This window comes from Bradyrhizobium sp. USDA 4502, from assembly GCF_054063355.1.
On record NZ_JBSSGF010000001.1, the window covers coordinates 4,820,046 to 4,842,679 of the forward strand.

General features: G+C 64.6%; 19 protein-coding genes and 2 pseudogenes. 5 read left to right on the top strand and 16 right to left on the bottom strand.

Going from position 1 to position 22,634, the window contains the following annotated elements:
- Position 1 precedes the first annotated feature (1 nt).
- The 7 genes and pseudogenes from ACVW1B_RS22535 to ACVW1B_RS22565 form a co-directional block, all read right to left on the bottom strand.
- Positions 2-661, bottom strand: coding sequence for a flagellar hook assembly protein FlgD (locus tag ACVW1B_RS22535; RefSeq protein WP_456822274.1), 660 nt, complete (start codon positions 659-661; stop codon positions 2-4).
- A 231-nt stretch (positions 662-892) separates the two neighbouring features.
- A complete protein-coding gene (locus ACVW1B_RS22540) occupies positions 893-1,399 on the bottom strand; it encodes a hypothetical protein (RefSeq protein WP_456792591.1) in 507 nt (168 codons plus the stop codon).
- A 103-nt stretch (positions 1,400-1,502) separates the two neighbouring features.
- Positions 1,503-1,946, bottom strand: coding sequence for a flagellar export chaperone FliS (locus ACVW1B_RS22545; protein ID WP_253607687.1), 444 nt, complete (start codon positions 1,944-1,946; stop codon positions 1,503-1,505).
- Positions 1,946-3,644, bottom strand: a pseudogene (gene fliD / locus ACVW1B_RS22550) (flagellar filament capping protein FliD). Before fliD ends, ACVW1B_RS22545 begins: the two are co-directional and overlap by 1 nt.
- Before the next feature lie 63 nt (positions 3,645-3,707).
- Complete coding sequence (locus ACVW1B_RS22555; RefSeq protein ID WP_028336954.1) at positions 3,708-4,532, bottom strand: flagellin; 825 nt, start codon at positions 4,530-4,532, stop codon at positions 3,708-3,710.
- 140 nt (positions 4,533-4,672) lie between these two features.
- Complete coding sequence (locus ACVW1B_RS22560) at positions 4,673-5,374, bottom strand: RNA polymerase sigma factor (RefSeq protein ID WP_028336955.1); 702 nt, start codon at positions 5,372-5,374, stop codon at positions 4,673-4,675.
- Positions 5,371-5,577: a hypothetical protein gene (locus tag ACVW1B_RS22565; protein ID WP_253607684.1), complete on the bottom strand. Its 207-nt coding sequence runs from the start codon at positions 5,575-5,577 to the stop codon at positions 5,371-5,373. Before ACVW1B_RS22565 ends, ACVW1B_RS22560 begins: the two co-directional genes overlap by 4 nt.
- Positions 5,578-6,041: 464 nt before the next feature.
- Between ACVW1B_RS22565 and ACVW1B_RS22570 the strand changes: the two genes are divergently transcribed.
- From ACVW1B_RS22570 to ACVW1B_RS22580, 3 genes are read left to right on the top strand one after another with little or no spacing between them, the layout of a single operon-like run.
- Complete coding sequence (locus tag ACVW1B_RS22570; RefSeq protein ID WP_456822275.1) at positions 6,042-8,393, top strand: hypothetical protein; 2,352 nt, start codon at positions 6,042-6,044, stop codon at positions 8,391-8,393.
- Positions 8,394-8,452: 59 nt separating this feature from the next.
- On the top strand, positions 8,453-9,811 hold the full coding sequence (locus ACVW1B_RS22575) for a hypothetical protein (RefSeq protein ID WP_456822276.1): 1,359 nt from the start codon (positions 8,453-8,455) through the stop codon (positions 9,809-9,811).
- A 38-nt stretch (positions 9,812-9,849) separates the two neighbouring features.
- Positions 9,850-10,575 carry a formyltransferase family protein gene (locus ACVW1B_RS22580; protein WP_253609932.1) on the top strand — a complete coding sequence of 242 codons (726 nt, stop codon included), beginning with the start codon at positions 9,850-9,852 and terminating at the stop codon, positions 10,573-10,575.
- 9 nt (positions 10,576-10,584) lie between these two features.
- On the opposite strand, the gene ACVW1B_RS22585 is transcribed toward ACVW1B_RS22580, so the two are convergent.
- Positions 10,585-10,806, bottom strand: a complete 222-nt coding sequence (locus ACVW1B_RS22585) for a hypothetical protein (protein WP_253607681.1) — start codon at positions 10,804-10,806, stop codon at positions 10,585-10,587.
- A 120-nt stretch (positions 10,807-10,926) separates the two neighbouring features.
- Here ACVW1B_RS22585 and ACVW1B_RS22590 point away from each other — a divergent pair, with 120 nt between their 5' ends.
- Positions 10,927-11,124 carry a hypothetical protein gene (locus tag ACVW1B_RS22590; RefSeq protein ID WP_253607680.1) on the top strand — a complete coding sequence of 66 codons (198 nt, stop codon included), beginning with the start codon at positions 10,927-10,929 and terminating at the stop codon, positions 11,122-11,124.
- A gap of 42 nt (positions 11,125-11,166) precedes the next feature.
- Here ACVW1B_RS22590 and ACVW1B_RS22595 read toward each other — a convergent pair whose 3' ends face one another.
- Both ACVW1B_RS22595 and ACVW1B_RS22600 read right to left on the bottom strand, forming a co-directional pair.
- On the bottom strand, positions 11,167-12,621 hold the full coding sequence (locus tag ACVW1B_RS22595) for a short-chain fatty acid transporter (protein ID WP_253607679.1): 1,455 nt from the start codon (positions 12,619-12,621) through the stop codon (positions 11,167-11,169).
- Between the two features lie 53 nt (positions 12,622-12,674).
- On the bottom strand, positions 12,675-16,076 hold the full coding sequence (locus ACVW1B_RS22600) for a molybdopterin-dependent oxidoreductase (protein WP_253607678.1): 3,402 nt from the start codon (positions 16,074-16,076) through the stop codon (positions 12,675-12,677).
- 145 nt (positions 16,077-16,221) lie between these two features.
- Between ACVW1B_RS22600 and ACVW1B_RS22605 the strand changes: the two genes are divergently transcribed.
- Positions 16,222-16,899 (top strand): GntR family transcriptional regulator, encoded by a 678-nt coding sequence (locus tag ACVW1B_RS22605; RefSeq protein ID WP_253607677.1) that lies wholly within the window; start codon positions 16,222-16,224, stop codon positions 16,897-16,899.
- A 37-nt stretch (positions 16,900-16,936) separates the two neighbouring features.
- On the opposite strand, the gene ACVW1B_RS22610 is transcribed toward ACVW1B_RS22605, so the two are convergent.
- From ACVW1B_RS22610 to ACVW1B_RS22635, 6 genes and pseudogenes are all read right to left on the bottom strand, one after another.
- The gene (locus ACVW1B_RS22610) at positions 16,937-18,097 is read right to left on the bottom strand and encodes an acyl-CoA dehydrogenase family protein (RefSeq protein ID WP_253607676.1); all 1,161 of its coding nucleotides are present in this window, start codon (positions 18,095-18,097) and stop codon (positions 16,937-16,939) included.
- Between the two features lie 121 nt (positions 18,098-18,218).
- The gene (locus tag ACVW1B_RS22615; protein WP_456822277.1) at positions 18,219-18,986 is read right to left on the bottom strand and encodes a crotonase/enoyl-CoA hydratase family protein; all 768 of its coding nucleotides are present in this window, start codon (positions 18,984-18,986) and stop codon (positions 18,219-18,221) included.
- Positions 18,987-19,006: 20 nt separating this feature from the next.
- Positions 19,007-19,789: an SDR family NAD(P)-dependent oxidoreductase gene (locus tag ACVW1B_RS22620; RefSeq protein WP_028336964.1), complete on the bottom strand. Its 783-nt coding sequence runs from the start codon at positions 19,787-19,789 to the stop codon at positions 19,007-19,009.
- 18 nt (positions 19,790-19,807) lie between these two features.
- Positions 19,808-21,058, bottom strand: a complete 1,251-nt coding sequence (locus ACVW1B_RS22625) for an acetyl-CoA C-acetyltransferase (RefSeq protein WP_076834214.1) — start codon at positions 21,056-21,058, stop codon at positions 19,808-19,810.
- 221 nt (positions 21,059-21,279) lie between these two features.
- A pseudogene (locus tag ACVW1B_RS22630) lies at positions 21,280-21,537 on the bottom strand (helix-turn-helix domain-containing protein); the annotation flags it as partial.
- 10 nt (positions 21,538-21,547) lie between these two features.
- Entirely contained in the window at positions 21,548-21,955 is a 408-nt protein-coding gene (locus ACVW1B_RS22635; protein WP_253607675.1) for a hypothetical protein, read from the bottom strand.
- Positions 21,956-22,634 lie beyond the last annotated feature (679 nt).

The following is a 22,634-nucleotide window of genomic DNA, read 5'->3' on the forward strand; positions in this document are numbered from 1 at the left end:
ATCAGGACGTGACGCCGATGATGTTGGCGGCGCTGACGGGGACGCCGTTCACGAGCAGCGACGGCGTCGAGCCGGAGGCATCGATGCCGGTCACCGTTCCCGTCATCGTGGTGTAGCTGAGCAGCGAGTTTCCGGCGGAGTCGGTCGCGGTCACCTGAATCGTGTACTGGCCGCCGTCCTTGAGCTGGGTCCCGTCGGAGGTCTGGCCGTTCCAGGTGAAGGTGTTGGAGCCGGCGGTTCCGGTTCCCTTGCCGCTCCACACCGTGTTGCCCGAGGAGTCCTGGATCGTGATCGCGACGTTGGACGCGGCCGATGTGAGCGAGTAGCCGAAGGTCGCCGAGCCGTTGGTCAGTTCCGCCGTGTTCGTCTTCGCCTCGACGGTGTGGCCGATATAGTTGACCGAGTTGAGCGCCACGAGGCTCGAGAACGAGCTCGCCAGCGATGTCATGCTGGCGTTGGTCGACTGCTGCTCGGTGAAGTTGGCGTAGGAGGTGAGCTGGTTGATGAAGTCGGTCGTGCTGGTGGCGTTCAGCGGATCCTGGTTTTGCAGCTCGCTGACGAGAAGGTTGAGGAAATCGGTCGAGCTCATTCCCATCGACGCGCTCGACGACGAGCTCGACGTGGTGGAGGTTGCAGCAGAGGTTGCCGAGGAGACGGTCATGACAAGGCTCTCTTCGCCGCGGAATGCGCGACGGAACGCGGTGGAACATTGGGGTCGTGATGTCGTTCGCAGATAGAACGGATGACGCGCCGATTTCAGGCGCGGATTCATCCACCCGGAATCACTTGATGAATCGGCAGAATTTGCCGTGTCCGTGGCAGGTTCATGGCTCGCAGGCGTGCATCTCGCCGCGAGAGCCCGCGGAGAGCTGCAACGGCAATGCGCAGCGTTTTAGAGCGAAAGGCTGATCGGCAGATCCGGCTCGCCGAGCATCAATGCCGGCGGCGTCAATGCGGGCAACAGGCAGAGGGCCAGCAGCAGCGCAGGCAGCACCTTGCCTTGCTGTGCGGATTGGCCCGGTGCTTGTGCATCGTTCGGCTGATCGTCAGCCGAGGCCGGCCCCGAAGCGGGCTTCTGGGGCAACTTCGCCGCCGCGGTCACGATGCGGTCGGCAAGACCCTTGGGTGCGCGAACCGGCGGCGCCGCGAGCCCGCCGCGTACCGCACTCGCCTCTTCGTAGAGCGTCCGCGCCTCGGCCGAAGATGCCAGGAGCTGGACGGCGGCAAGACGTTGATCGTCGGGCCAGCGGGACAGATCCTCCCCCAGCCGGTCGATCAGGTCTTCGAATGTCGCAACGTCCATCGCGCGCGCAGATCCAGCCTCGTCGCCAAGGCTGTCATAAAGCATTCGCAGGACGGCGGAAATCAATTTCCGCCGCTGCCGCATCAGGTCCAGCAAGGTGCTTGCCGCACGGCTATTTTCCCCAACCAGGGCGCCCGCTCAGGCCCTTTGCTGCGCCGGCTAAGCGCCCTCGTCGGGTGATTCGCGGCCCTCTCCAAGCTCAGCGGCCGGCGGCTGATTCGAGCGTCTTGTCGAGTGCCCTGGCCTTGGCGGCCTTGCCGGCGGTCGCCTCGACGAACTTCCAGGCGTCGCGCAGTTCCGCCAGGCTCGCGATGATGCGCCGGAAATTCTCCCTGGCCTGCGGCCGGCCATAGGAGCGCAGGCACGCCATGATCAGGGCGCTATAGGTGCGGTAGAGACGATCGGCCATCGCGCCGCCACGGGTGAAATCGAGATTGTGGCTCAGCCCGCGCAGGATCGCGGTCGCCCGCGTCAGATAGATGTGCCCTTCCTCGAAGCGCTTCGCCTCGTGCGCTTCCAGCGCCTTCTGCAACAGCGTGATCGCGCCGTCGCACAGCATCACCACCGCCTTCAGCGGCGGCACCGCCACTGCGGCGGATCGATAGGCATTGTTGGCGTGGTAGGCGGTCGCGTTTTGGGTCATTAGTTACTCGATGATGCGTCTAGGAGTGCTTTCAGGTAGCCCAGCGTGTTGTTCGCGCTTTCGATGGCCGCCTGGTAATTGGCGTATTGAACCTGCAGCTGAGCCTTGAACGTCGCCGCATTGCTCTGAATGTCGCTGACCTGGGACTGCAGGTCGGTATCGCGCGACTGCAAGTTGGAGATCATGGTCTGGAGTTGACCGCTGGTGCCGGAACTGGTGTGCGCGAGCTGGTAGAGCTGCGTCGCCAAACCGGACGACGATGTCACCGTGATCGATTGCGAGGTCGAGCCCGTATAGGTGAAGGCCATACCGGCGTAGATCGTTCCTGAATTGCCGATGATGGTGTTGCCGACCACCGAAAAGCGGGAGCTGTCGCCGCCGACCGAGGCTCCGGTCAGCGTACCGGTGGAGTCCACCGTGAGGTCGAGCGTGAAGGATTGCGGCGATGTGCCGGTATTGACCACACTGAGCTGGCTGGACGAAGTGGCGGTCTGCGCCGACAGCAGCTGGGTGACGCCGGCGAGATTTTGCGTCAGCACCGTCGACAGCGTTCCGGTATCGAGCTGGAGCTCGTTGTTCTCATTGAAGGACAGGCCGAGATCGGCCATCGTCATGCCGCCGACCGTCCCGCTGAGCACCTGCTGCAGCTGGGTCATGAGATCGCGCATCGTGCTGTCGCCGAACAGCACCGCGCTCGACGCGGCCGTGCCGTCGGAATTCTGCGCCGACTGCGCGATCACCTGGTCGCGAAATGCGTTGTAGTTGGTGACGAAGGTCTGCAGCGCTGACGTGATCTGGCTGGTGTCGGTCTCGATGCTGATGTTGAGGCTGGTGCCGCTCGGCGTCGGCTGCAGCAGGTCGAACGTGACGCCGGACAGGACGTCGGAAATGTCGTTGGTGTTACGCGTGAGCGCGATGCCGTCGAGGGTGAACTCCGCGGACTGCGACTTCTGCAGCACGTCGGTGAACGCCCCGGACGTGTCGGTGACGCCGAGCTTGTTCAGGATGTCATCGCCCGACGTCGACGAATAGGCGATGTCAGCGGCGTCCTGCGTCCCCGTCAGCACCATCTCGTAGGACCCGCTCGACACCTGGACGATGGAGGCCTGGACATTGGTGGTCGAGGTCTGGGCGTTGATGGTGTCGACGATATCCTGCATCGACATGCCGCTGGTGATCGAGATCGCCGTGCTGGTGCCGCCGGACAGGCCGAGCGAGAAAGTGCCGGAGAGGCCCAGCGCCGTCGAGCTGCTCGGCTGCGAGGAGCCGATCACCTTCTGCGCGGTTGCGAGCTGGGTGATCTGGAGCGTGTGATCGCCGGTCGCCGAGCCGCTGTTGACGCTCATGTTGAGCGCCGACGAGGCGCTGACGTCACCGGTGGACGAGATCGTCGCCGCCCGGGTGGCGAACGCGTTGGTGGCAATCGAATTAATGATCGACGTGCTGAGCGACGACAACCCGGTCCGCCAGCGTCGACAGCTCGGTCTGCAGCGATTGATAGGCCGTGATCTTGGCCTGGTTCGCGGTGATCGTCGTGGTGATCGAGGTCGCCGATGCGAGCTTGGCGTTGACCTCGGCCTCGATCAGGGCATCCCAATCGATGCTGGTCGAATTGGTCGTGCCGGTCGTTGTCACCGTGCTGGCGGAACTGGTCGACGTCGTGCCTGATGTGCTCGAGGTGGCGCTGCTAACCGTCATGTCGACACTTCCGCCGCGATAGGAATCGGGCCGGCATCATGCCGGCCCGATCGATCTTTCGAATTAGCCGAGCAGCTTCAGCAGGTACTGCGGCATCTGGTTCGCCGCGGTTTCCGCCGAGACCGCGGCCTGGGTCTTCACCTCGGCCGAGGACAGCGTCGCCTGCTCGGAAGCGATATCGACGTCCTTGATCGCCGAGTTCGCCGACTGCAGGTTCTGGGTCTGGGTCGAGATCGAGTCAGCGCTGAAGTTGAAGCGGGATTCCTGAGCACCGATCTCGGCGCGTGCGGACGAAACCTTGTCGATCGCGGTGTCGAGAGCCGTCATCGCGCTGGTGGCGCTCGACAGACTGGACACATCGAGCGACGTCACGGACAGCGACGAGGCCGTGAGGCTCGTCAGCGTGATCGTGATGGTGTCGGCCGAGGTCGAACCGACCAGCACCGAGACGCCCGAGGAGAACACGCTCGAACCGTCGAGCAAGCTCTGGCTGCTGTAGCGGGTGCCGCTGGCGATCGAGTCGATTTCGCCCTTGAGCTGCGTGAATTCCGAGTTGATGTAGGCGCGGCTGGAATCGGCCACGGTGCCGGAGGCGGACTCGGAAGCCAGCGACTTCATGCGGGCCAGGATGTCCGAGATATTGGAGGCGCCGCCGTCGGCGGTCTGCAGGATCGAGGTCGCCTGCGCCGCGTTGGTGGCGGCCTGCTGCAGCGTCGTGATGTCGGAGGAGATGCGGGTCGAGATCGCAAGGCCGGCCGCATCGTCGGAAGCCGAGGTGATGCGCGAGCCGCTCGACAGCTTCGACAGCGCGCTGGTTTCCTGCTGCGAGTTGATGTTGAGGTAACGGACCGCGGAGTTCGCGGCGGTGTTGGTGGAGATTGCCGGCATGAGTAGCTCCTGTGCTGATGGGCATGGCATGCCGCATCGTGAAAAATGAGAGGTGACGCGGATCCAGCCCCCGTCCGCCCGATCAAACGGGTCGGCCGCCGGTGGTCAGGCGCAAAATCTTCAGAAGCCGGAATTTATGGTTAGCAGTCGGTAAACGCGCCGCGCAGGTCGCGCTCGTGCCGCTTCAGCATCTCGCGCAGCTGCTGCCGTCCTCGCTTCAACAGCGACTCCACCGCGGCCACGGTCGTATCCATGACCTCGGCGATCTCGCCGTTGCTCATGTTCTCGTGATAGGAGAGGATCACCGCGACGCGCTGCTGCTCGGGCAGCCGCTGCATCGCGACCTCCAGCAGATTGCCGATCTCGTTGCGCTCGATCACGGCGGAGGCATCGAGCTGGGTGTCGGCGACCTCGGGCACGACATCGACATTCTCGGTGCGCGGCTTGCGGCGCAGATCGATGCAGCGGTTGCTGACGACACGATAGAGCCAGGTCGAGAACTTGGCGCGGCCATGCTGCCAGCGGCCGCGATGCGTCCACACCTTCAGCATCGTGTCCTGCACCACGTCCTCGGCGTCGGCGGCGTTGCCGACGATGCGCAGCGCGATCGCGTAGGCGCGATCGACGTGACGTTCGACCAGAGCACGGAACGCCGTCTCGTCGCCGGCGGCGAGACGGTCGAGCAATTCCTTGTCTTCGTCGTGGATCTCGACGGTGTCGAGCGGACCCGCATCGGCAACGGTCGGAACGTTGCTCCACGGAGCAGCCGCTTCGGCCGGCGCAACCGCGGCCGGCGTGGCCTCCACTTCGGCCGGTGCCCTCATATCAAGCGCGTAACTCATCCGCCGCTCTCCAACCAACGCCGCTGGCACACATTCCATGCGGCTTCTGAGCGTTGAACGGAGAGCGTCAGCAAACCAGGCGAACTTTTTTTGTTATTTTTCAAATGCTTAGCCGGATGTTTTTGCCGACCGCCCGGCAAAAGCTGCCGCTGCGCTTTGGCGCAGGGAAAAATGCGACGGAGTTTGGAGCAGTCGTTCAGCATCGCCTCGCATTTCCGCGGAAGAGATCGTCGCGTCGGAAAACGCTGTTGTCACACCAACTAACGCCACGCGAACCCATGCATGCGCCGAGCATGCGAGTGACTCACCGCCGTTGGTCGCCATCTTGCATTCGACGATTGCGACTAGGCAATTTTTTCCGAATCACTGTTTCGACGTTATCGGATTTTTTGAATCTGTCAGTCGCGAAGCGCGCGTTTTCGAATCCCGCATCAACTTTTTTGAACTGTCGCGCCTGATTTGTCTCACGCGCGCGTTCAACGCATGAGGACTGGCGGGAATTTTGCGCATGACAATCATGACGGTCGACGCGACGCGTCGAGCGCAGAATGTTTCTGCATGTTCATTCGATGTTTTCGATACATTTCTGTTGCGCGCCTGCACGACGGCGGATGGCGTATTTGAAGGGGTTTTTCAGCGTTCCTGCATTGCTGAAAAATTTCCGAACATGTCCGTCAGTTTCGTTCAGCATCGAATCCAGGCGGAGGCGCGGGCGCGCAAAGTATCGCAGGAGCGGTGCGGCTCAACTGAAGTGCGCATCGCCGACATCTACAAATACTTTCCGTTCAGGCTGTTCGGCCTGACCCGCGATGCGTTGCAGGATCTTGCGCAGATCGAGTTCGAGACCGAGCTCGAGCTGTGCCGCGCCAATCCCGAAATGCTCGAGCAATATCTGGACATGAAGCGCGGCGGTTTTCGCGTCGGTTTCATTTCCGACACCTACTGGAGCACAGACCAACTCGCGCAGCTGCTGCGTTGCTGCAGTCCCGGGCTGAGCTGGGATTTCCTCTATGCGTCCTGCGATCACGGCAGCAGCAAGAGCGAGGCACTGTTTGAAGCCTATCTCGCCGAGCAAGGCATCGACGCGGCAAGCTCGTTCCATGTCGGCGACAACCACACCGCGGATGTCAACGGCGCGCGCCGTCACGGCATCCGTCCGCGCTACTACCCGCAGGCCGGCGCGGCGCTGGCTTCCAAGTTTCAACGCGAAGCATCGATCTTCGAATTGCTGTGTCCCGATCAGCCGTCGCGGCTCGATTGCGGCGCCCGCACGCTGCGGCGCGCGGTGACGGCGAAGAGCGCGGAGCATTCTCCCGCCTTCAACCTCGGCGTGACCGTGCTCGGCCCCGTGATGGCGGCGTTCGACGCATTCATTGCCGCGCGGCGCAGCGCGCTTGCTCGCGAGGGCGCGCGCGTTGCGGTCTGCTTCCTCGGCCGCGACGGCCTGCTGCCGCATCGCGTCTGGCAGGCAAACCACGGCGAGACCGGCGCCTATATCGAGATCAATCGTCGCGTCAGCCTGGTCGGGTCTGCCGATACGCTCGAACCACTCTGTGAGCTGCTGAGCCGGGTCGTCAAGATCGACGCGGCGACCTTTATCGACATCGTCAAGGTGCAGCCGCCCGCCGTGATGAAGTTCTTCGCGCAGTATCCCGACGGCATTGCCAGCGGCCGCGAACTCGCCGACGCCCTGCCCGATCTGATGGACCCGCGCGAGATCACCGATATCGCTGCCGGTGTCCGGACCCGTTTGCTGACCTATCTTCGCGCGCATATCCGGGATTTCGACGGCTGCACCGATCTGATCCTGGTCGACCTCGGCTATTCCGCAAGCGTGCAGAAGTCGTTGCGGCGAATTTTCGATCGCGAGGGCATCCGCATCCGCCTGCACGGCGCCTATCTGCTGACGCTTGACGATGCCTTCGACGGCATCTCCGATGACGACACCGCGGAGGGCCTGGTCTCTGATCGCGTCGTCACGCCGCACGTCAAGCGCATGCTGATCCGCAACGTCGCATTGCTGGAGCAGCTGTGCTGTTCCACGGAAGGATCGGCGCGGGATTATCGCGACGGTGAGGTATTGCGCGAGGGTGATCAGCGCCCGGCCGCCCAACTGGCGCTGGCGACCGAGGTGCAATCCGGAACGCTGGCCTATGTTTCGCGCGCCCGCGAGCTGGCACCACGCTACGGATTGCAGCCCGATGCCGCCCCCGCGGTCGCGGCGCGCTGGACGGCCGCCGTGCTCGGCCGCCTCCTGCTGCTGCTGCCGGACGATGATGAGCTCGCGCTGCTCGGCGGCATCAAGCATGACGTCAATCTCGGCACCCCGGCGCTGGCGCCATTGCTCGATGCCGACTTCGTCAATGATAGCATCATCGCCCGCGGCCTCATGACCGCCTGCACGGCTCCGGCGCCCCCGATGTGGCTGGCGGGCAGCTTTGCCGCCCTGTCGCCGTCGCATGCCTATCTCTACACGCTGTTCGGCGCCAATCGCCTGCCCGCTAGCGTGTTCGGCGAAGCGCTGTGCGGGACGCTGCAGGTCGGTCTGTTCGATCGGAACGGCCAGGCGTCGCTGGAGGCGATCAGCGTCTATCACACCGGGCTCGGCGATCTTCGCCTGCGGATCCCGCTGTCGCGCCGGATGGCAATCGCGACCATCGCATTGCCGCTGGCCAAGCTCACCCGCGACGGGATGCTCCACGGCATCACGGTCCAATATGGCGAGAGCGCCGCGAAAGCCGCCGAGGGTTCGAACGTGACAGCGATCGCCGAGGGACGGCTCATCGATGTCGGCCTCAAACGGCGCGGCCGTCACTTCCGCGCCACCAGTGACGACGGCATGCTGCTCATCCCCGTCGACGGCTTCGAAGACGACGTCGCCATCTACACGGTCGCGCTGACCGCCCTCGACCATGACCGCATCCTTGCGGTCGCGGACCGCGACGGCAACGGCGCCGCTTCGGCCACACTGACCTGGCGCAGCGCCAGAGGCATGCCGACAACGAACAACGACAGCTGATTTGTCCGCCTGATCCGGCCCGCCCCGCACGTAGAAGGTTAACGAGGGGTAGTGCGGGCATGATTTCTGTTGACACGGCGCAAGCGGACGGCTTGCAGACGAACTTCGACCAATTGCTGGCGGCGAACGGCATCCGGATGAGCGCGGCGCAGCGCCGGCGGCTCGCATGGTTGTCGGAGCGGCTCGGACCCGCGGTCGTCCATCAGGCCGGCTCGGCGCCGGCGAGGGACCATGGCGTCATCATCCTCGTCGAGCCGCCGAGCGGCCCCGCCGCCGAGATGCTTTGCCGGTCGCTTCGCGCCGACTGCGCGGTCGTCGTCCCCTTCGGCGAGAATCCCGCCTTCGACTTCCTGAAGTCCAAGTTGACCGACTTCGGAACGATCGGGCCGAGCTTCGATGGCCCGCATGAGATGTGGTGGGGCGGCCTCAATTGGCGCCCGATCGCGCCCGAGCAAGGCTCAAGGTCCGAGGCATCGCTGCGCGTGGTCTCCTGCTATCCCCGCGCTTGCGGCGACGACCATGCCCGCGCTCTCCGCGACAAGCTGGCCGAATTTCGGATCCCCTGCGATATCGCACCGATCGACACCGCAGACGGCGAGCACATGCGCGCAGCAGAGAAATCCGCCTTCTTGCTGCGGATGTGGGAGCAGCATCGTGAGCCGCTGCTGTTCATCGAGGCCGACGCAGTCCTCAGCGAGCCGCCAATGCTGCCGTCGTCCCTCGCATGCGACATCGCGCTTCACAAATGGAACCGGTGGGAAATGTCGGCGCGCACCCTCTATCTCGCCCGTTCGCCCGCCGCCGAAGCGGTGCTGCGCAACTGGCATCACATCGCGAGCGCCTATCCCGCGGTCTGGGAAGGCTATCTGCTCGACCAGGCCTGGAGCCTGACATCGTCACAGATGGCGCTCGACACCGTCTGGCTGCCGCGCTCATACCACGCTCCGGCCGAAGACGCCGGCACGCCCCGCCACACCACGGTCGTTCACGACCTGCCCACCGACAGCAGCGATCTTGGACCGGATGCCGAATTCGGCGTCGCGATGCGGGCCGCGCGGCGCGCCAGCCGCAGCGGCGGCCGTGACGCCATGATCGTGATCCGGTCGCAGGCGGCCTCGAATGATGCGATCACCGTGATCATGCGCGATATCGCGGCCAGCGACGCGCGCGAAATGGCTGCCAGCATCGAGGCGGTCACCGGCGCGTTCGCAGCCGATTGCGGCGGGTTCGGCCGGCTCGAGCTCGCACTCTGCCCCTGGCAGGACGATATCCGCGCGGCGAAATCGGCCGCGAAAAGCGCGAACAACCGCATAATCGAGATCGCGCCGTGGCAGACGCTGCCGGCCGACCTGTTCCGCACCGTGGGTCAATCCCGCGATGCCGGCAGCGTCGTCGTGATGGCCGGGCAGCGCGGCTGATGAACGCCGGAAAGACAGAGCAAGGGAAGGACATCGACATCATGAAGACAATCATCCTTCTTACCGGTGTCGCCAACCAGCAATTCGCGCTCACCGAACTATTGAAGGCGCACAATCCGGCGCTGTCGTTCAGCTGCGCGGTAACGGCCGACGAGCTCGCCGCGATCGAGCCGGAGGTCTTGCGCGAGGCCCGGCTGTTGGCCTTCACCACCAGCGTCATCGTGCCGGAGCACATTCTGGCGGCGCTCGGCCACGGCGCCTACAATTTCCATCCCGGCCCGCCGCAATATCCCGGCTGGGCGCCGGCGCATTTCGCGCTCTATGACGGTGCCCGCACCTTCGGCGCGACGGCCCATGTGATGGCCGCGCGCGTCGATTCCGGCCCGATCGTCGGGGTCGAGACCTTCATCATTCCCGACAAGATCAGCGTGCGCGGGCTCGAACAGATCGCCTATGTGCGGCTTGCCCATCTGTTCTGGCGGATGTCACGCGATCTCGCCTGCGATCCCACGCCGTTGGCGGAATTGGAGATCGCCTGGTGCGGAATCAAGAGCACGCGGTGGATGTACCGCGAGATGTGCGAGCTCCCCACCGACATCAGCGCCGGCGAGCTGGCGCGCCGGATCCGTGCCTTCCACGACGACTTTCGCGGCATCCCGCTGACCTGCTCGTTGCACGGCATCCGCTTCCAGCTGGCAACGACTGCCATGCAGGTGCCCGAGGCACCACAGGTGGTCTCGCCGCCGCTCGCCGCGGCCTCCTGAGAAACGGCCTCAACCGCGCGTCGCACGGCCCCGGACCTCGCGGTGCCGCTGCAAATGCGCCCTCACCGCGCGCTCCGCGGCGCGCGCGGAGCCGAAATAGCCACCGTCGAGGCCGTCAAAGGCGCGATCCGAGGAGAAGAAGCAGAAGCCGCTTTTGTCGCTGACGACGATACCAGCGGTCCGATCCGATACTTCGATGACATAGGCTTGAGACATTTGGGCTTGGGACATGCGTGTTCGATCGCCGGACGACGGCGCTCCTGTCTGATTGTCGGGTGCTTGACTTGTTGGAGCGATCAACAACAGACGCCGGTCGCCGCCGAGACGCAGCGATGCTGCATGCGGTTTCGCATGTCGCACATCAAGCTGCGGTGGTCGTGTCTCATTGCGGTGGCCTTGAACAACGCGGGGTATCGCGCAGCAATATCCGGCCGAACCGCGCGGCAGTCAATGAAATGGCTGACCAAAGATAAGAGCCCGGCGCGACGCCTCATTCGCGGCCAGCGGAAAAACAGCACAGTTTTGGTGGTGACGGTCGTGGAGCGCTGAATTGGCCGGGCACCGTGCATCCCGGCGCCCGGCCAAGGTCGCTCAGGGCAGGATCGGCGGGTGATAGGTGAAGGTCGCCATCAGGATCGCCGCCAACAGCATCACGATCGGGAAATGGATGAAGAACTGCACCGAGGTGTAGCCGATCAGGTCCTTCGACTTCAGGCCGAGGATGCCGAGCAGCGGCAGCATCCAGAACGGGTTGATGAAGTTCGGCAGCGTCTCGGCGATGTTGTAGACCATCACGGTCCAGCCGAGATGCGCGCCGATGTCGTTGGCCGCCTTCATGATGTAGGGCGCCTCGATGATCCACTTTCCGCCGGCCGACGGCACGAAGAAGCCGAGCAGCGCCGAATAGATTCCGACCAGGAACGAAAACACGGTGGAATTGCTGGAGGCGCCGACGAACCAGTGCGCGATCGTGTCCGACAGCGTCGTGCCGCTGCTGTTCGGGACCTTGGTCAAAATCTGCGCAATGCCGGCGTAGAACGGAAACTGCAACAGCACGCCGGAGACACTCGGCATCGCCTTCGAGAACGACTCGATGAGGCTGCGCGGACGCCAGTGCAGCACGATGCCGAGGATGAGGAAGACGAAATTATAGGTGTTGAGGCCCGACAGCGTGATCAACGGATTGCCCGACTGGAACGTCTGCCACAACCAGCCGGCGGCAAGGAGCGCGATCAGGATCGTCAGCAGCGGGCTGAACTCCAGCCAGTCGCCCGGACGCGCCGGCTTCCTGGCCTCGATGCGATCATTGCCGAGCGCAACGCCGAGGTCTTCCGCCGTCTTGGCCTGCTCGGGCGCCGGCGTCGTGAAATAGCAGATCGCAGCAGAGACCACGGTCACCATCGCGACGGTGATCATGTTCTGCCAGGTCAGGATGGTTTCCGAGAAACCGATCACGCCGGTGATCGGCAGGAGCGACGCCGGGATGCTGCCGGCATTGGCCTGCAGCTGCGCAGCTGATGACGTGATGCCGAGCGTGAAGCCGCAGCCGAGCCCGAGATAGCCCGCGGCGCCGGCCGCCCGGTAGTCGAGCCTGATGTCAGTGCGCCGAGCGATCTCCCGCACCAGAAGACCCGAGAAGATCAGGCTCAGGCCCCAGTTCAGCAGCGACAGAAAGATGCTGAGCACGCCGACGAAGACCACGGCGCCGCGCCCGGTCTTCGGCACGCTGGCGAGCCGTGCCAGCACCGCCGCCACCGGCGGCGACATCGCCACGACATAGCCGCCGATCGCGACCAGCGCCATCTGCATCGTGAAGGGAATCAGGTTCCAGAACCCGTCACCGAACGCGCGGCTGACGGCGAGCGGCGAACCGCCATGCAGGATCGCGCCGATCGCGACCGCAATCACCGCGATCAGGACGAAGACGTAGGCATCCGGAAACCAGCGCTCCGCAAACGCCACCAGGGCTTGCGAAAATCGCGCTATGATGTTGTCCGCGACAGGTTTTCGCAAGCTCACGGTTTGATCGTGCGTTGCATTCGTCATCAATCTGATCCCCTTCCGGTAATGCGGTTACAGCCTTCAATCGTGTTCGGTCATCAAAGCGCGAGCGTCAGATCGGTCAGCGGCACGGCCTGGCAGGCGAGGCACTGTCCCTCGCTGCCATCGACAGCGCCAAGATGGGTGAACTCCCCATCGACGACCTGAACCGCGCAGCTTTCGCATTGCCCGACACGGCAGCCGCTCGGCAGCGCGACGCCCGCCGCACTCGCCGCATCAAGCAGCGTCCCCTGCTCCGGCCGCCAGGAAAAATTCTGCTTGCTGCCCAGAAGGCGGACGGTGCGCGGCGCAAGATCGCTCGGTACCGACGGCGGCGACACGAAGCTTTCGGCGAAAATGTCGAAGCGCGGCACGCCGAGCGCCGTCACGGCCTCGATCTGCGCCGCAACGAATTCCGGCGAGCCGCAGATGTAGACCAGCGGCCAACGCGGCAACAGCGGCTCGACCTGCTCGAGATCAACCCTCCCCTTGCGCGACGAATGCAAGTCAATCGGGTCCTGCGCGAACGGCGCGGAATAGAACGTCATACGCTTCAGCTCTGGAATACCGGTTTCCAGCTCCGCAAGCCGCACGGCAAACGGATGCTCCCGACTGCTACGACAGCCGTGGAGCAACAGGATTTCGCCAACGCGATCTTGTGGGGCAATCCGTTGCAGCGTTTCGAGATGGCTGATGAACGGCGTGATGCCGATGCCGGCGGCGAGGAAGATCAGCGGCCGCGGCCCCTTCAATGGCGGCGTGAAGATGCCGCCCGGCGGCTCCAGCACGACCTCGTCTCCGACGGCAAGACGGTGCAGACGATCCGGCATGAAGAACGGCGCATCGCCACTCGGCGCCTCATTGAAGAAGCGCCCCTTCACCGCTATCGAGAGCACATCCGGCCGATCGCCCGATCCGGTCAGCGAATAGGCCCGTGCCTGCGTTGCGCCGGGCAGCGAGACCATCACGTGCTGGCCCGGCAGGAAGTCGGGCAGCGGACCATCGTCAAGCGGCAGCAGGTTGAGCGCGATGACATTATCCGCCTCGGCGCGGCGCGCACCGAGCGTGAACCGCCGCTGACCGCTCCACAGGCCACGACTGGCAACGCCGTCGCGCCTGATGTCGCAGACGATCGCGCGCAGCGGGACGGAGCCGCTGACCGGATCGCGCGCATCATCGTGCAGCACGGCATTGATGTTGCGGGTGTGGATGCCTGCCGTCGCGGAACGCTCGCGGCCGAGCGGCGGACAGTCTTCCCACCAGCCGAATTCGGCGACGACGACGCGATCGTCGAGCGCCGCATTGAGGCGCACCTTCAGGCGCACGTCACCGCCATGCGTCTCGACCACGGCCCAGTCGCCTTCGGCAAGGCCGCGCCGCGCGGCGAGCTGCGGACTGATCTCGACGGCCGGATCGGGTGACTTGCGCCGCAGCGAGGCGACGTGCCGATAAGAGGAGTGAACGAACCAGCCGCTCTTGGCGGTGGAAAGCACGAGCGGAAAGCGTGCATCCGGCGCTGCCGTGAGCGGGCTGCCGACCGGCTCGACATGGTCGGGCAAGGGATCATACCCGTGCCCCAGCATCAGCTCCGAATAGATCTCGACGCGGCGCGTCGGCGTCGAGAATCCGGCAACCGTGCGGTCCTCGCGCGCCACGGCGTATTTTTCGTCGCGGAAGATCTGCGGGAAACGGCGGCCTTCCGGATGGTCGCGCAGATCCTCGACACCGATGCCGAGCGGCGCCAACTGGTAATTCCACCCGGCCTTGATGTCGCCGCCGAAGAACAAGTCGCCCATCCCGAGCTTGAGCGCGAGCGCGGCGGCGATCTCGTAATCGGCCTTCACCTCACCGACCGGCTCGACCATGCGCGGGCGAAACTGCACGGTCTCGACAGCTTCCTGCGTGATCTCGAATCCGATCTTGAGCGCATCGCGCTCCCACGGAGTGCTGGCCGGCAGCACGAAATCGGCGCTCTCCGCGGTCGGATTCATGAACATGTCGATATGAACCTGGAATTCCAGCGCGTTCAGCGCGGCGCGGTTACGCTCGGAATGGCCCTGCGAGACGACGAAGTTGGTGCCGAAGGCGACCAGCGCGCGCACCCGGTAGGGCTCGCCGTCAAGCACGGCCCTGCTGAAATCGCGCGCCGTGATCCAGCCCTTGGCCGGCGGGCCGAGCGGCAGCTCAGTAATGCCCAGCGCCTTCGCCTGCTGCTCCGGCGACAGGATATTGTAGTCGTTGAGGGCGCGGGTCGGCGGCGGCACCGGCCAGCGATTGCCGCCGGGCCGATCGCAAGCGCCGGTCAGCGCATACAACGTTGCAATCGTGCGCTCGATCGCGGTCGCGTTGGTGTGCTGGCCGACGCCGGTCCAGGAATGGTAGGCGAGCCGCGGCCGGCGAGCGAGCAGCGTGTTGAACGCGTCGACGTCCTCGACAGGAAGCCAGGTCAGCTCCGCGACGCGCGCCGGCGTGTATGGCGCGGCTCGCTCGACGAGCAGTTCGAACGCGGTAGCCGCCGCTATCAGCCCGCCGTCGCGTGTGCGGACCTGCAGCGCGCCACGCAACTGGCCACAGCTCTCCGGCACGTAACGCGTGTCGCAAGGCACGGGCGCGCCCGACGCATCGAGACGAACGAAGGCCTCCGGCGCGCCATCCGGCCACAACGCGTCGGCGCGCAGGAAGCGTCCCGTCGCACGATCGACCAGCAGCGATCCATTGGTCCATGCGCTGACGAAATCCGCATCGAAGCTGCCGGTAGCGATGAGGTGACGGATCGCGCCCATCGCGAGCGCGCCGTCGGCGCCCGGACGAACGCGCAGCCACAGATCGGCCTGCTGCCCCGAGCCGTTCGGCTTGGGATCGATCACCACGACCTTGGCGCCGCGCCGCCGCGCATCGGCGATCCGCGTTGCCTGGGCAAGCCAGGTCCGCGCCGGATTGTGGCCCCACAGGATAATCGCATCGGCATTGTCGTAATCGGGAAAGCCGATGCCGCGGCCGAAGGTCAGCGCGTGCGCATAGTCCTTGTGCCAGCCGCAGATCTCGACCGCATAGATCAGGTTCGGGCTGCCGAAGCCGCGGATGAAGCGCTCGACCCACTCGAAACTGTCGACCATCGGCGTGCCGCTCGGCGTGGTGACGCCGAACGCCACCGCCTCGGCGCCGCTCTCCGCGCGGATCGTACCGAGCCGGGCGGCGATCTCGGTCAAGGCCTCGTCCCACGACACCTCGACCCAGCCCGGATCGGCGGCGCCGCGCGGCTGGGTCCGCTTGAGCGGGACGGTCAGCCGGCGCGGGCTGGCGACGATTTCGGGCGCCGCCCTGCCCTTGGCGCAAAGCGCGCCGCCGGTCGGGTGGTTATTTAATACCTCTACACCGACAAGACGCCCATCCTCGACCACGGTGACGGCACCGCAGCGCGAGCGACAAAGCGTGCAATAGCCGGGCAGCCGCTGTTTCACCGCCGTCTCACCTATCCCAGTCAATCCATGTGACGCATTTTTGTAATGCGTTACACATTTACGTCATACGCTACCGGCCGCGTCAAGGCTAAGTAATAATCAGCGACGAATCGGAGTTCCCAGCGAGAGGCGGCCACGACCACCGATGGACCAGAATTTGCGAGAACAGGTGCTGCAGCGGGTGCGGGCCGAGATCATTTCCGGGCAGAGCCTTCCGGGCACGATGTATTCGGTGCCGAGTCTCGCGGCGAGCCTCGGCGTCTCCTCGACGCCGGTGCGCGAGGCGCTGCTCGAGCTCAGCCGCGGCGGTCTGGTCGAGCCGATACGCAACCGCGGCTTCAAGGTGGTCGAGCCGACGCTGACCGAACTGCGCAACCTGTTCGACATGCGCGAAGTGCTCGAGCTGCACGCCGCCGTGCTGGTCGCCACCAATCCGCCGAAGGATCTAACAATCGTGCGCGGCTGGGCCGACCAGATCGCCAGGGCAGTCGAGACCGACGACGTCCAGCTCTATCTGGAAGCCGACCGCAACTATCATCGCGAGTTCATCGCCGCCGCCGGCAACGACCTGCTGACCGACACGGTGATGGGGCTGCGCGACAAGATGCGGCTCTACGGCATCAGCTCCCGCGCGGGCCACGAGCGGCAGCAAGCGTCAGTGCCCGAACATTACCGGTTGATCGAGCTCGCGCTCGCCGGCGAGACCGAGGCGCTGACCGCCCTGCTCCGCACTCACATCCGCTCCTGGGAGCCGATCTTCGTCGATGCATTGCTGCGCTCGAAGGAGCATGCGCGCGAGCCGCTGCGGCAGGCCCGCGGCTGATGCGGAACGGAGGCAGTTAGCCGGTCGTGCTGACCGGCTAGTCCAGAATGCTCTTGTAGTGCTCCGAGAAGACATCGCGGCCGATGATCAGCCGCATCACTTCAGAGCTTCCAGCGAGGATTCGATTGACGCGCGCGTCGGTAAACATGCGACTGATCGGATATTCATCCATGTAACCTGCGCCGCCGTGCAACTGGACGCCAAGATCGAGCATCTTCCACTCGACCTCCGACGACATCATCTTGGCCTTGGCGCCCATATTGCTGGTCAGGCGTCCGGCATTGTGCTCGGCCACGCAGTGATCGACATAGACCTGCACGAGATCGATTTCGGCATCCATCTCCGCCATGCGGAACTGGGTGTTCTGCTGTTCGGCAAGCGGCCGGCCAAACAATTTGCGGTCCATCACGTAAGTGCGCGTGATGTCGAACGCCTTGCGGCCATTGGCGATCGATCCGACCGCGGAGATTAGCCGCTCCTCGGCAAGGCCTTCCATGAGATAGTAAAAGCCCTTGCCGGGTTCTCCCAGCACGTTGGCCTTGGGCACCTTCACATTGTTGAAGAAGAGTTCGGCAGTGTCCTGCGCCGGCATGCCCATCTTCTTGAGATTGCGGCCGCGCTCAAAACCTTCCATGCCGCGCTCGACGATCAGGAGCACCATGGCATGCTTCTTCTCGGCGCCCGCGAGCTTGGCCGCCACGATCACCACGTCGGAATTGATGCCGTTGGAAATATAGGTCTTCGAGCCATTGAGCAGGAAATGATCGCCCTTGTCTTCCGCGGTCGACCGCATGCCGGCGAGGTCTGAGCCCGCGCCGGGCTCGGTCATCGCGATGGCCAGGATGGTCTCGCCGTTGACGCATTTCGGCAGGAATCGGTCGCGCTGCTCCTCGGTGCCGAAGCGCTTGAAGTAGGATCCGACCAGTCGGCTGTGCAGCGTGTTGAACCAGCCCTTGCAGCCCGAGCGCGCGGTCTCCTCGATGATGATCTGCTCGTAACGGAAGTCCTCGTCGCCCATTCCGCCGTATTTTTCCTCGGGCCAGATCATCAGGAAGCCGAGGTCACCGGCCTTCTTGAACGCGCTGCGGTCGACGATGCCGGCTTCCCGCCACTCCTCCATGTGAGGCGTGATCTCGCTGGCGAGGAACTTGCGGTAGGAGTCGCGGAAAATGACCTGGTCTTCGGTAAAGCTGCGCATCAATCACCCAATAGCGCTCTCGTGGAAGCCCACCGACGTACGGCGAGGCATCGTAAAAAGTTTAGAGCGCCGGTTCTGCTGCAATCAAAACCGACGCCCCGTCATCGAAACAGGCGATGCCCTACTTGCCCTTCCAGTTCGGCGCGCGCTTTTCGGCAAAGGCAGCCGCGCCCTCGCGGGCATCCTCGGATACGAAGACAGGACCGACGATCTCCTGCTGCCTCTTCCACATCTCATCTTCCGGCCAGAGCCGGGATTCGACGATCACCTGCTTGGATGCCTTGACGGCGAGCGGGCCGTTGGCGCCGATCGCTGCCGCGAGCTCAAGCGCGGCGTCGAGCGCCGGGCCATCGGTTACGCGATTGATGATGCCGAGTTGATGGGCGCGCTCGGCGCCGAAGAACTCGCCCGTCAATGCGAACTCCATCGCCACACGGAACGGCATCTGGCGCGGCATGCGGATTAGCCCGCCGGCCGCTGCCGCAAGTCCGCGCTTCACCTCGGGGATCCCGAACTTCGCGTTGCGGTTGGCGACGATCATGTCGCACGACAGCGCGATCTCCATCCCGCCGGCGAGCGCGTAGCCGTCGACAGCCGCAATCAGCGGCTTCTTCGGCGGGGCCTCGGTCAGGCCGGCGAAGCCGCGGCCGGCGATCGACGGCCGCTCGCCTTTCAGGAACCCCTTGAGGTCCATGCCCGAGCAGAATGTGCCGCCGGCGCCGGTGATGATGCCGACGCTCAGGGAATCGTCGGCGTCGAGCCGGTCGATCGCCGCGGCCACGCCCTTGGAGAGGGCGAGGTTGGCCGCGTTCTTGGCTTCCGGCCGGTTCAGGGTGATGATCAGTATCGGTCCGCGGACTTCAGTGAGGACCGGGGTTTCTTCGGACATCGCTTTGGTCTCCTGATCGCTTAACGCGGAGCCATGCGGATGGCGCCGTCGAGACGGACGTCTTCACCGTTGAAGTAGCCATTGGTGATCATGGTCAGCGCCAGATGCGCATATTCCTCCGGCATGCCGAGACGCTTGGGGAACGGCACCGACGCGCTGAGCGCGGCCTTGACGTTTTCCGGGGCGCCCTGCAGCAGCGGGGTGTTGAAGATGCCCGGCAGGATGGTGTTGACGCGGATGCCTTCGGCCATCAGGTCGCGCGCGATCGGCAGGGTCATGCCGACCACGCCGGCCTTCGAGGCAGAATAAGCCGCCTGCCCCATCTGGCCATCCTCGGCCGCGACGGAGGCTGTATTGACGACCGCACCACGCTCGCCGTGCTCCAGCGGAGCCAGCGACAGCATGCCCTGCGCCGACTTGGCGATGCAACGGAAGGTGCCGACGAGGTTGATCTGGATGATGCGGTTGAAGGCGTCGATCGGGAAGTGGGTGGGCTCGCCGGTCTTCTTGTCGCGGCCCGCGGTCTTCACCGCATTGCCGGTGCCTGCACAGTTCACCAGGATGCGCTCCTGGCCATGCGCCGCGCGGGCCTTGGCAAAGCCCGCATCGACCTGCTCGTCCGAGGTGACATCGACCTTGCAGAACACACCGCCGATTTCCTTGGCGATTGCTTCACCCTTCTCTTCGTTGAAGTCGAAGATCGCGACTTTCACGCCTTGCGCAGCCAGCGCGCGCGAGGTGGCAGCACCAAGGCCGGAAGCCCCACCGGTGACGACGGCGGCGACCGATGAATCGAGTTTCATGGCAATATCCTTTCGCGATCACATGCGTTCGATGATGATGGCTGGTGCCATGCCGCCGGCGGCACACATGGTGACCAGGCCATAGCGTCCGCCGCTGCGCTCGAGCTCGTCGAGCGCCGTGCCGATCAGGATCGATCCGGTCGCGCCGATCGGATGGCCGAGCGCGATCGAGCCGCCATTGATGTTGACCTTCTCGCGGTCCAGCTCGAGGTCGCGGATAAACTTCTCGGCGACGACCGCGAAGGCCTCGTTGATCTCCCAGACGTCGATGTCGTTCTTGGTCAGGCCGGCCTTGGCGAGTACCTTCTTGGCCGCCGGAACCGGCGCGTTGAGCATCAGGGTCGGATCGTCACCCTGGTTGGCATAGGCCACGATGCGGCCGCGCGGCTTGAGGCCGTGCTTCTCGGCATATGCCTTCGACGTGATCAGCACCGCGGCGGCGCCGTCCACCACGCCCGAGCTGTTGCCGGCATGGTGCACGCCCTTCCACTCGAGGTCCGGATAGCGGCGCTGGATCTGCTTCTTGAACGTCGTGCCGTTGCCGAGGTCGAAATCGGCAAGCTGCTCGAAGCTCGGCTTCAGCGAAGCAAGGCCTTCAGCCGTGGTCTCCGGGCGCGGGAATTCTTCGCGATTGAGGGCAACGCTGCCGTCGTCGTTGAGGACGGGGATCACCGACTTGGCGAAGCGGCCTTCATCGATGGCCCGCTTGGCGCGCTGCTGGCTCGTCAGTGCCAGTGCATCGCAGGCCTCGCGGCTGATCCCCTCGCGCGTCGCGATGGCGTCGCCGCACACGCCCTGGTGCGACTGCGGGTGAATCTCGTCGAGCGCCGGATTGCCCGAACCCATCATCCGCGCCGGCTGCCCGGCCTTGGAACGCTCGGCTGCGAGAGTCTGTTGATAGCTCATCATCTCGGTGCCGCCGGCGATGACGCAATCTTCCATCCCCGACATCACCGACGCTGCCGCGAGGTTCACCGACGTGATGCCGCCGCCGCAGAAACGATCCAGCGTCGTGCCGCTGGCGTTGATGTCGTAGCCTGCCGCGAGCGCCGACATGCGTCCGAGATCGCCGCCCTGCTTGCCTTCCTGAGTCGATGTCGACCAGATGATGTCATCGACGGTCGACGTGTCGAGCTTGTTGCGCTCCTTGAGCGCGCCGAGCACCGTCGCGGCCAGATGCTGCGGATGCAGGTGCGACAGCGCCCCCTTGCCCGGCTTGCCGATGCCCCGCGGCGTGCGAACAGCGTCAATGATGTATGCTTCAGACATGCGTTTCCCTTTGCTTCGAATGTATCGTTAGTTGCGCTCGTGCCGGTGGTCCCAGCCGTTTCCGCGAGGCATCAACGGTGTGGCGTCACCGCAAGCGGCTCGGCAATCGAGTTGCGCTGATCTTCGAAGTACCCGAAGCGCGGCACCTGGCGGAGTTGCGGCTCGTCGGCGCAGGCAGGCTTGTCGCAACCCTGCGCAAACAACGGCGCACCGGCCGGGGCGGCGTGGGGACCGAGAGCATATTTCTGCTCTTGCGGCAGATAGATCAGCTGCCCGATCTGGGTAAGCGTCAAGGTGAGACGCGAGACCGTCGATCGCGGAAGACCGCAGCGATCGGCGATTTCGCGATTTCCCAGGCGTATGCTTCGACCTTCGAAGCAACGCACGATGTCGAATGCGCGCGACACCACCTGGATCACGCGCCGGTTGTCCGTGCCGGCGGTCTCTTGCGCCATCAGTACCTCAGATCGACGTCCCATCGTTTACGCCTCACTCCTCATTTTCCATACGGGTGAACGAAGCCCACTCTGCTTCGGGCGGCAGACGCCGATCCGCGACATCACTGCCGGGGCGCGCATCGCTCGCGCGCCCGAACTGATGTGCGGGATTCGGCGGCAGTGATCGGCGGCGTGCACCGCGTGGGCGATTGCAGCGGTGCTGCACGGGTTTTTCCGGGATCGACGGTTTGACGCGATGGCCGGTCGCTCCGGCGTTCGGTCTGCCCGCGGTGATCACCCTGACGTTGCGCTCGGCAAAGCGTGCGGCGGGCTCGGCAAGGTCATTCTCAGCCTGTTCGAGGCCGCTGCGCACGGAATGCACGAGCACCTTGTTTTCCAGCCAAGTGAGGCTGCGGCCGCGCGGGGCAAGCAGCTTCGGATGTCTCTGGCCGGCCAGCATCAGGCGGATTCTTTCCCTAGGGTTTTGGGCTTTAATTAATTGATTAATTAGTCACGTGATTAAAGTGGGCGCTCTCCCCTGTCAACCGCCCTCGCTGCAGGGCGCCCCGCGCTCAGCCCGCACCTTCACCCCAACGCCTGTCAGCGCAGTGATCGCGGACCTGTCGTGATGAACTTCGTCAGATTCAGACCGCTGCCGAACGGCGATCGAAATTCCGCGCGCGATAGCGGACATGCCCCGACGATTTGCCGGCCGGTGCGAAACGCAGGCGCAAGCAATTGAGGGCGGAGATCAGGAAGCGGCGTGAGGAAGCAGGCGATAGCGGTTGCCGGAACAGACGCGACCGCTGGCCGGGATGACCGTTACGAGGGCGGACTTAAGCTATGAAAGCTTGGTGGGCGCACCAGGGCTCGCGTGCATTGAACCTCCAGTTTGATTTCCTCTTGTCGGAATGGGGCAAGGCAAATTTCGAGCGAGCCCGGACCAACTAACGATAAGGCGTCGGGAATTCGAGGCACTGGTCCGCTGCATCGCTAAGCCCACTATTCTCGAAGCCCTCTTTTCTACCTACGGGCAGGCAAACTCGCGAGGTCGCCTCCTGATACCCCGTCAAAGGCCTCCTTTCGCCCGCAATTCCACTGCGAGAGGGTTGGAACCAGTTAGGTGCCGGCCTCGGGAG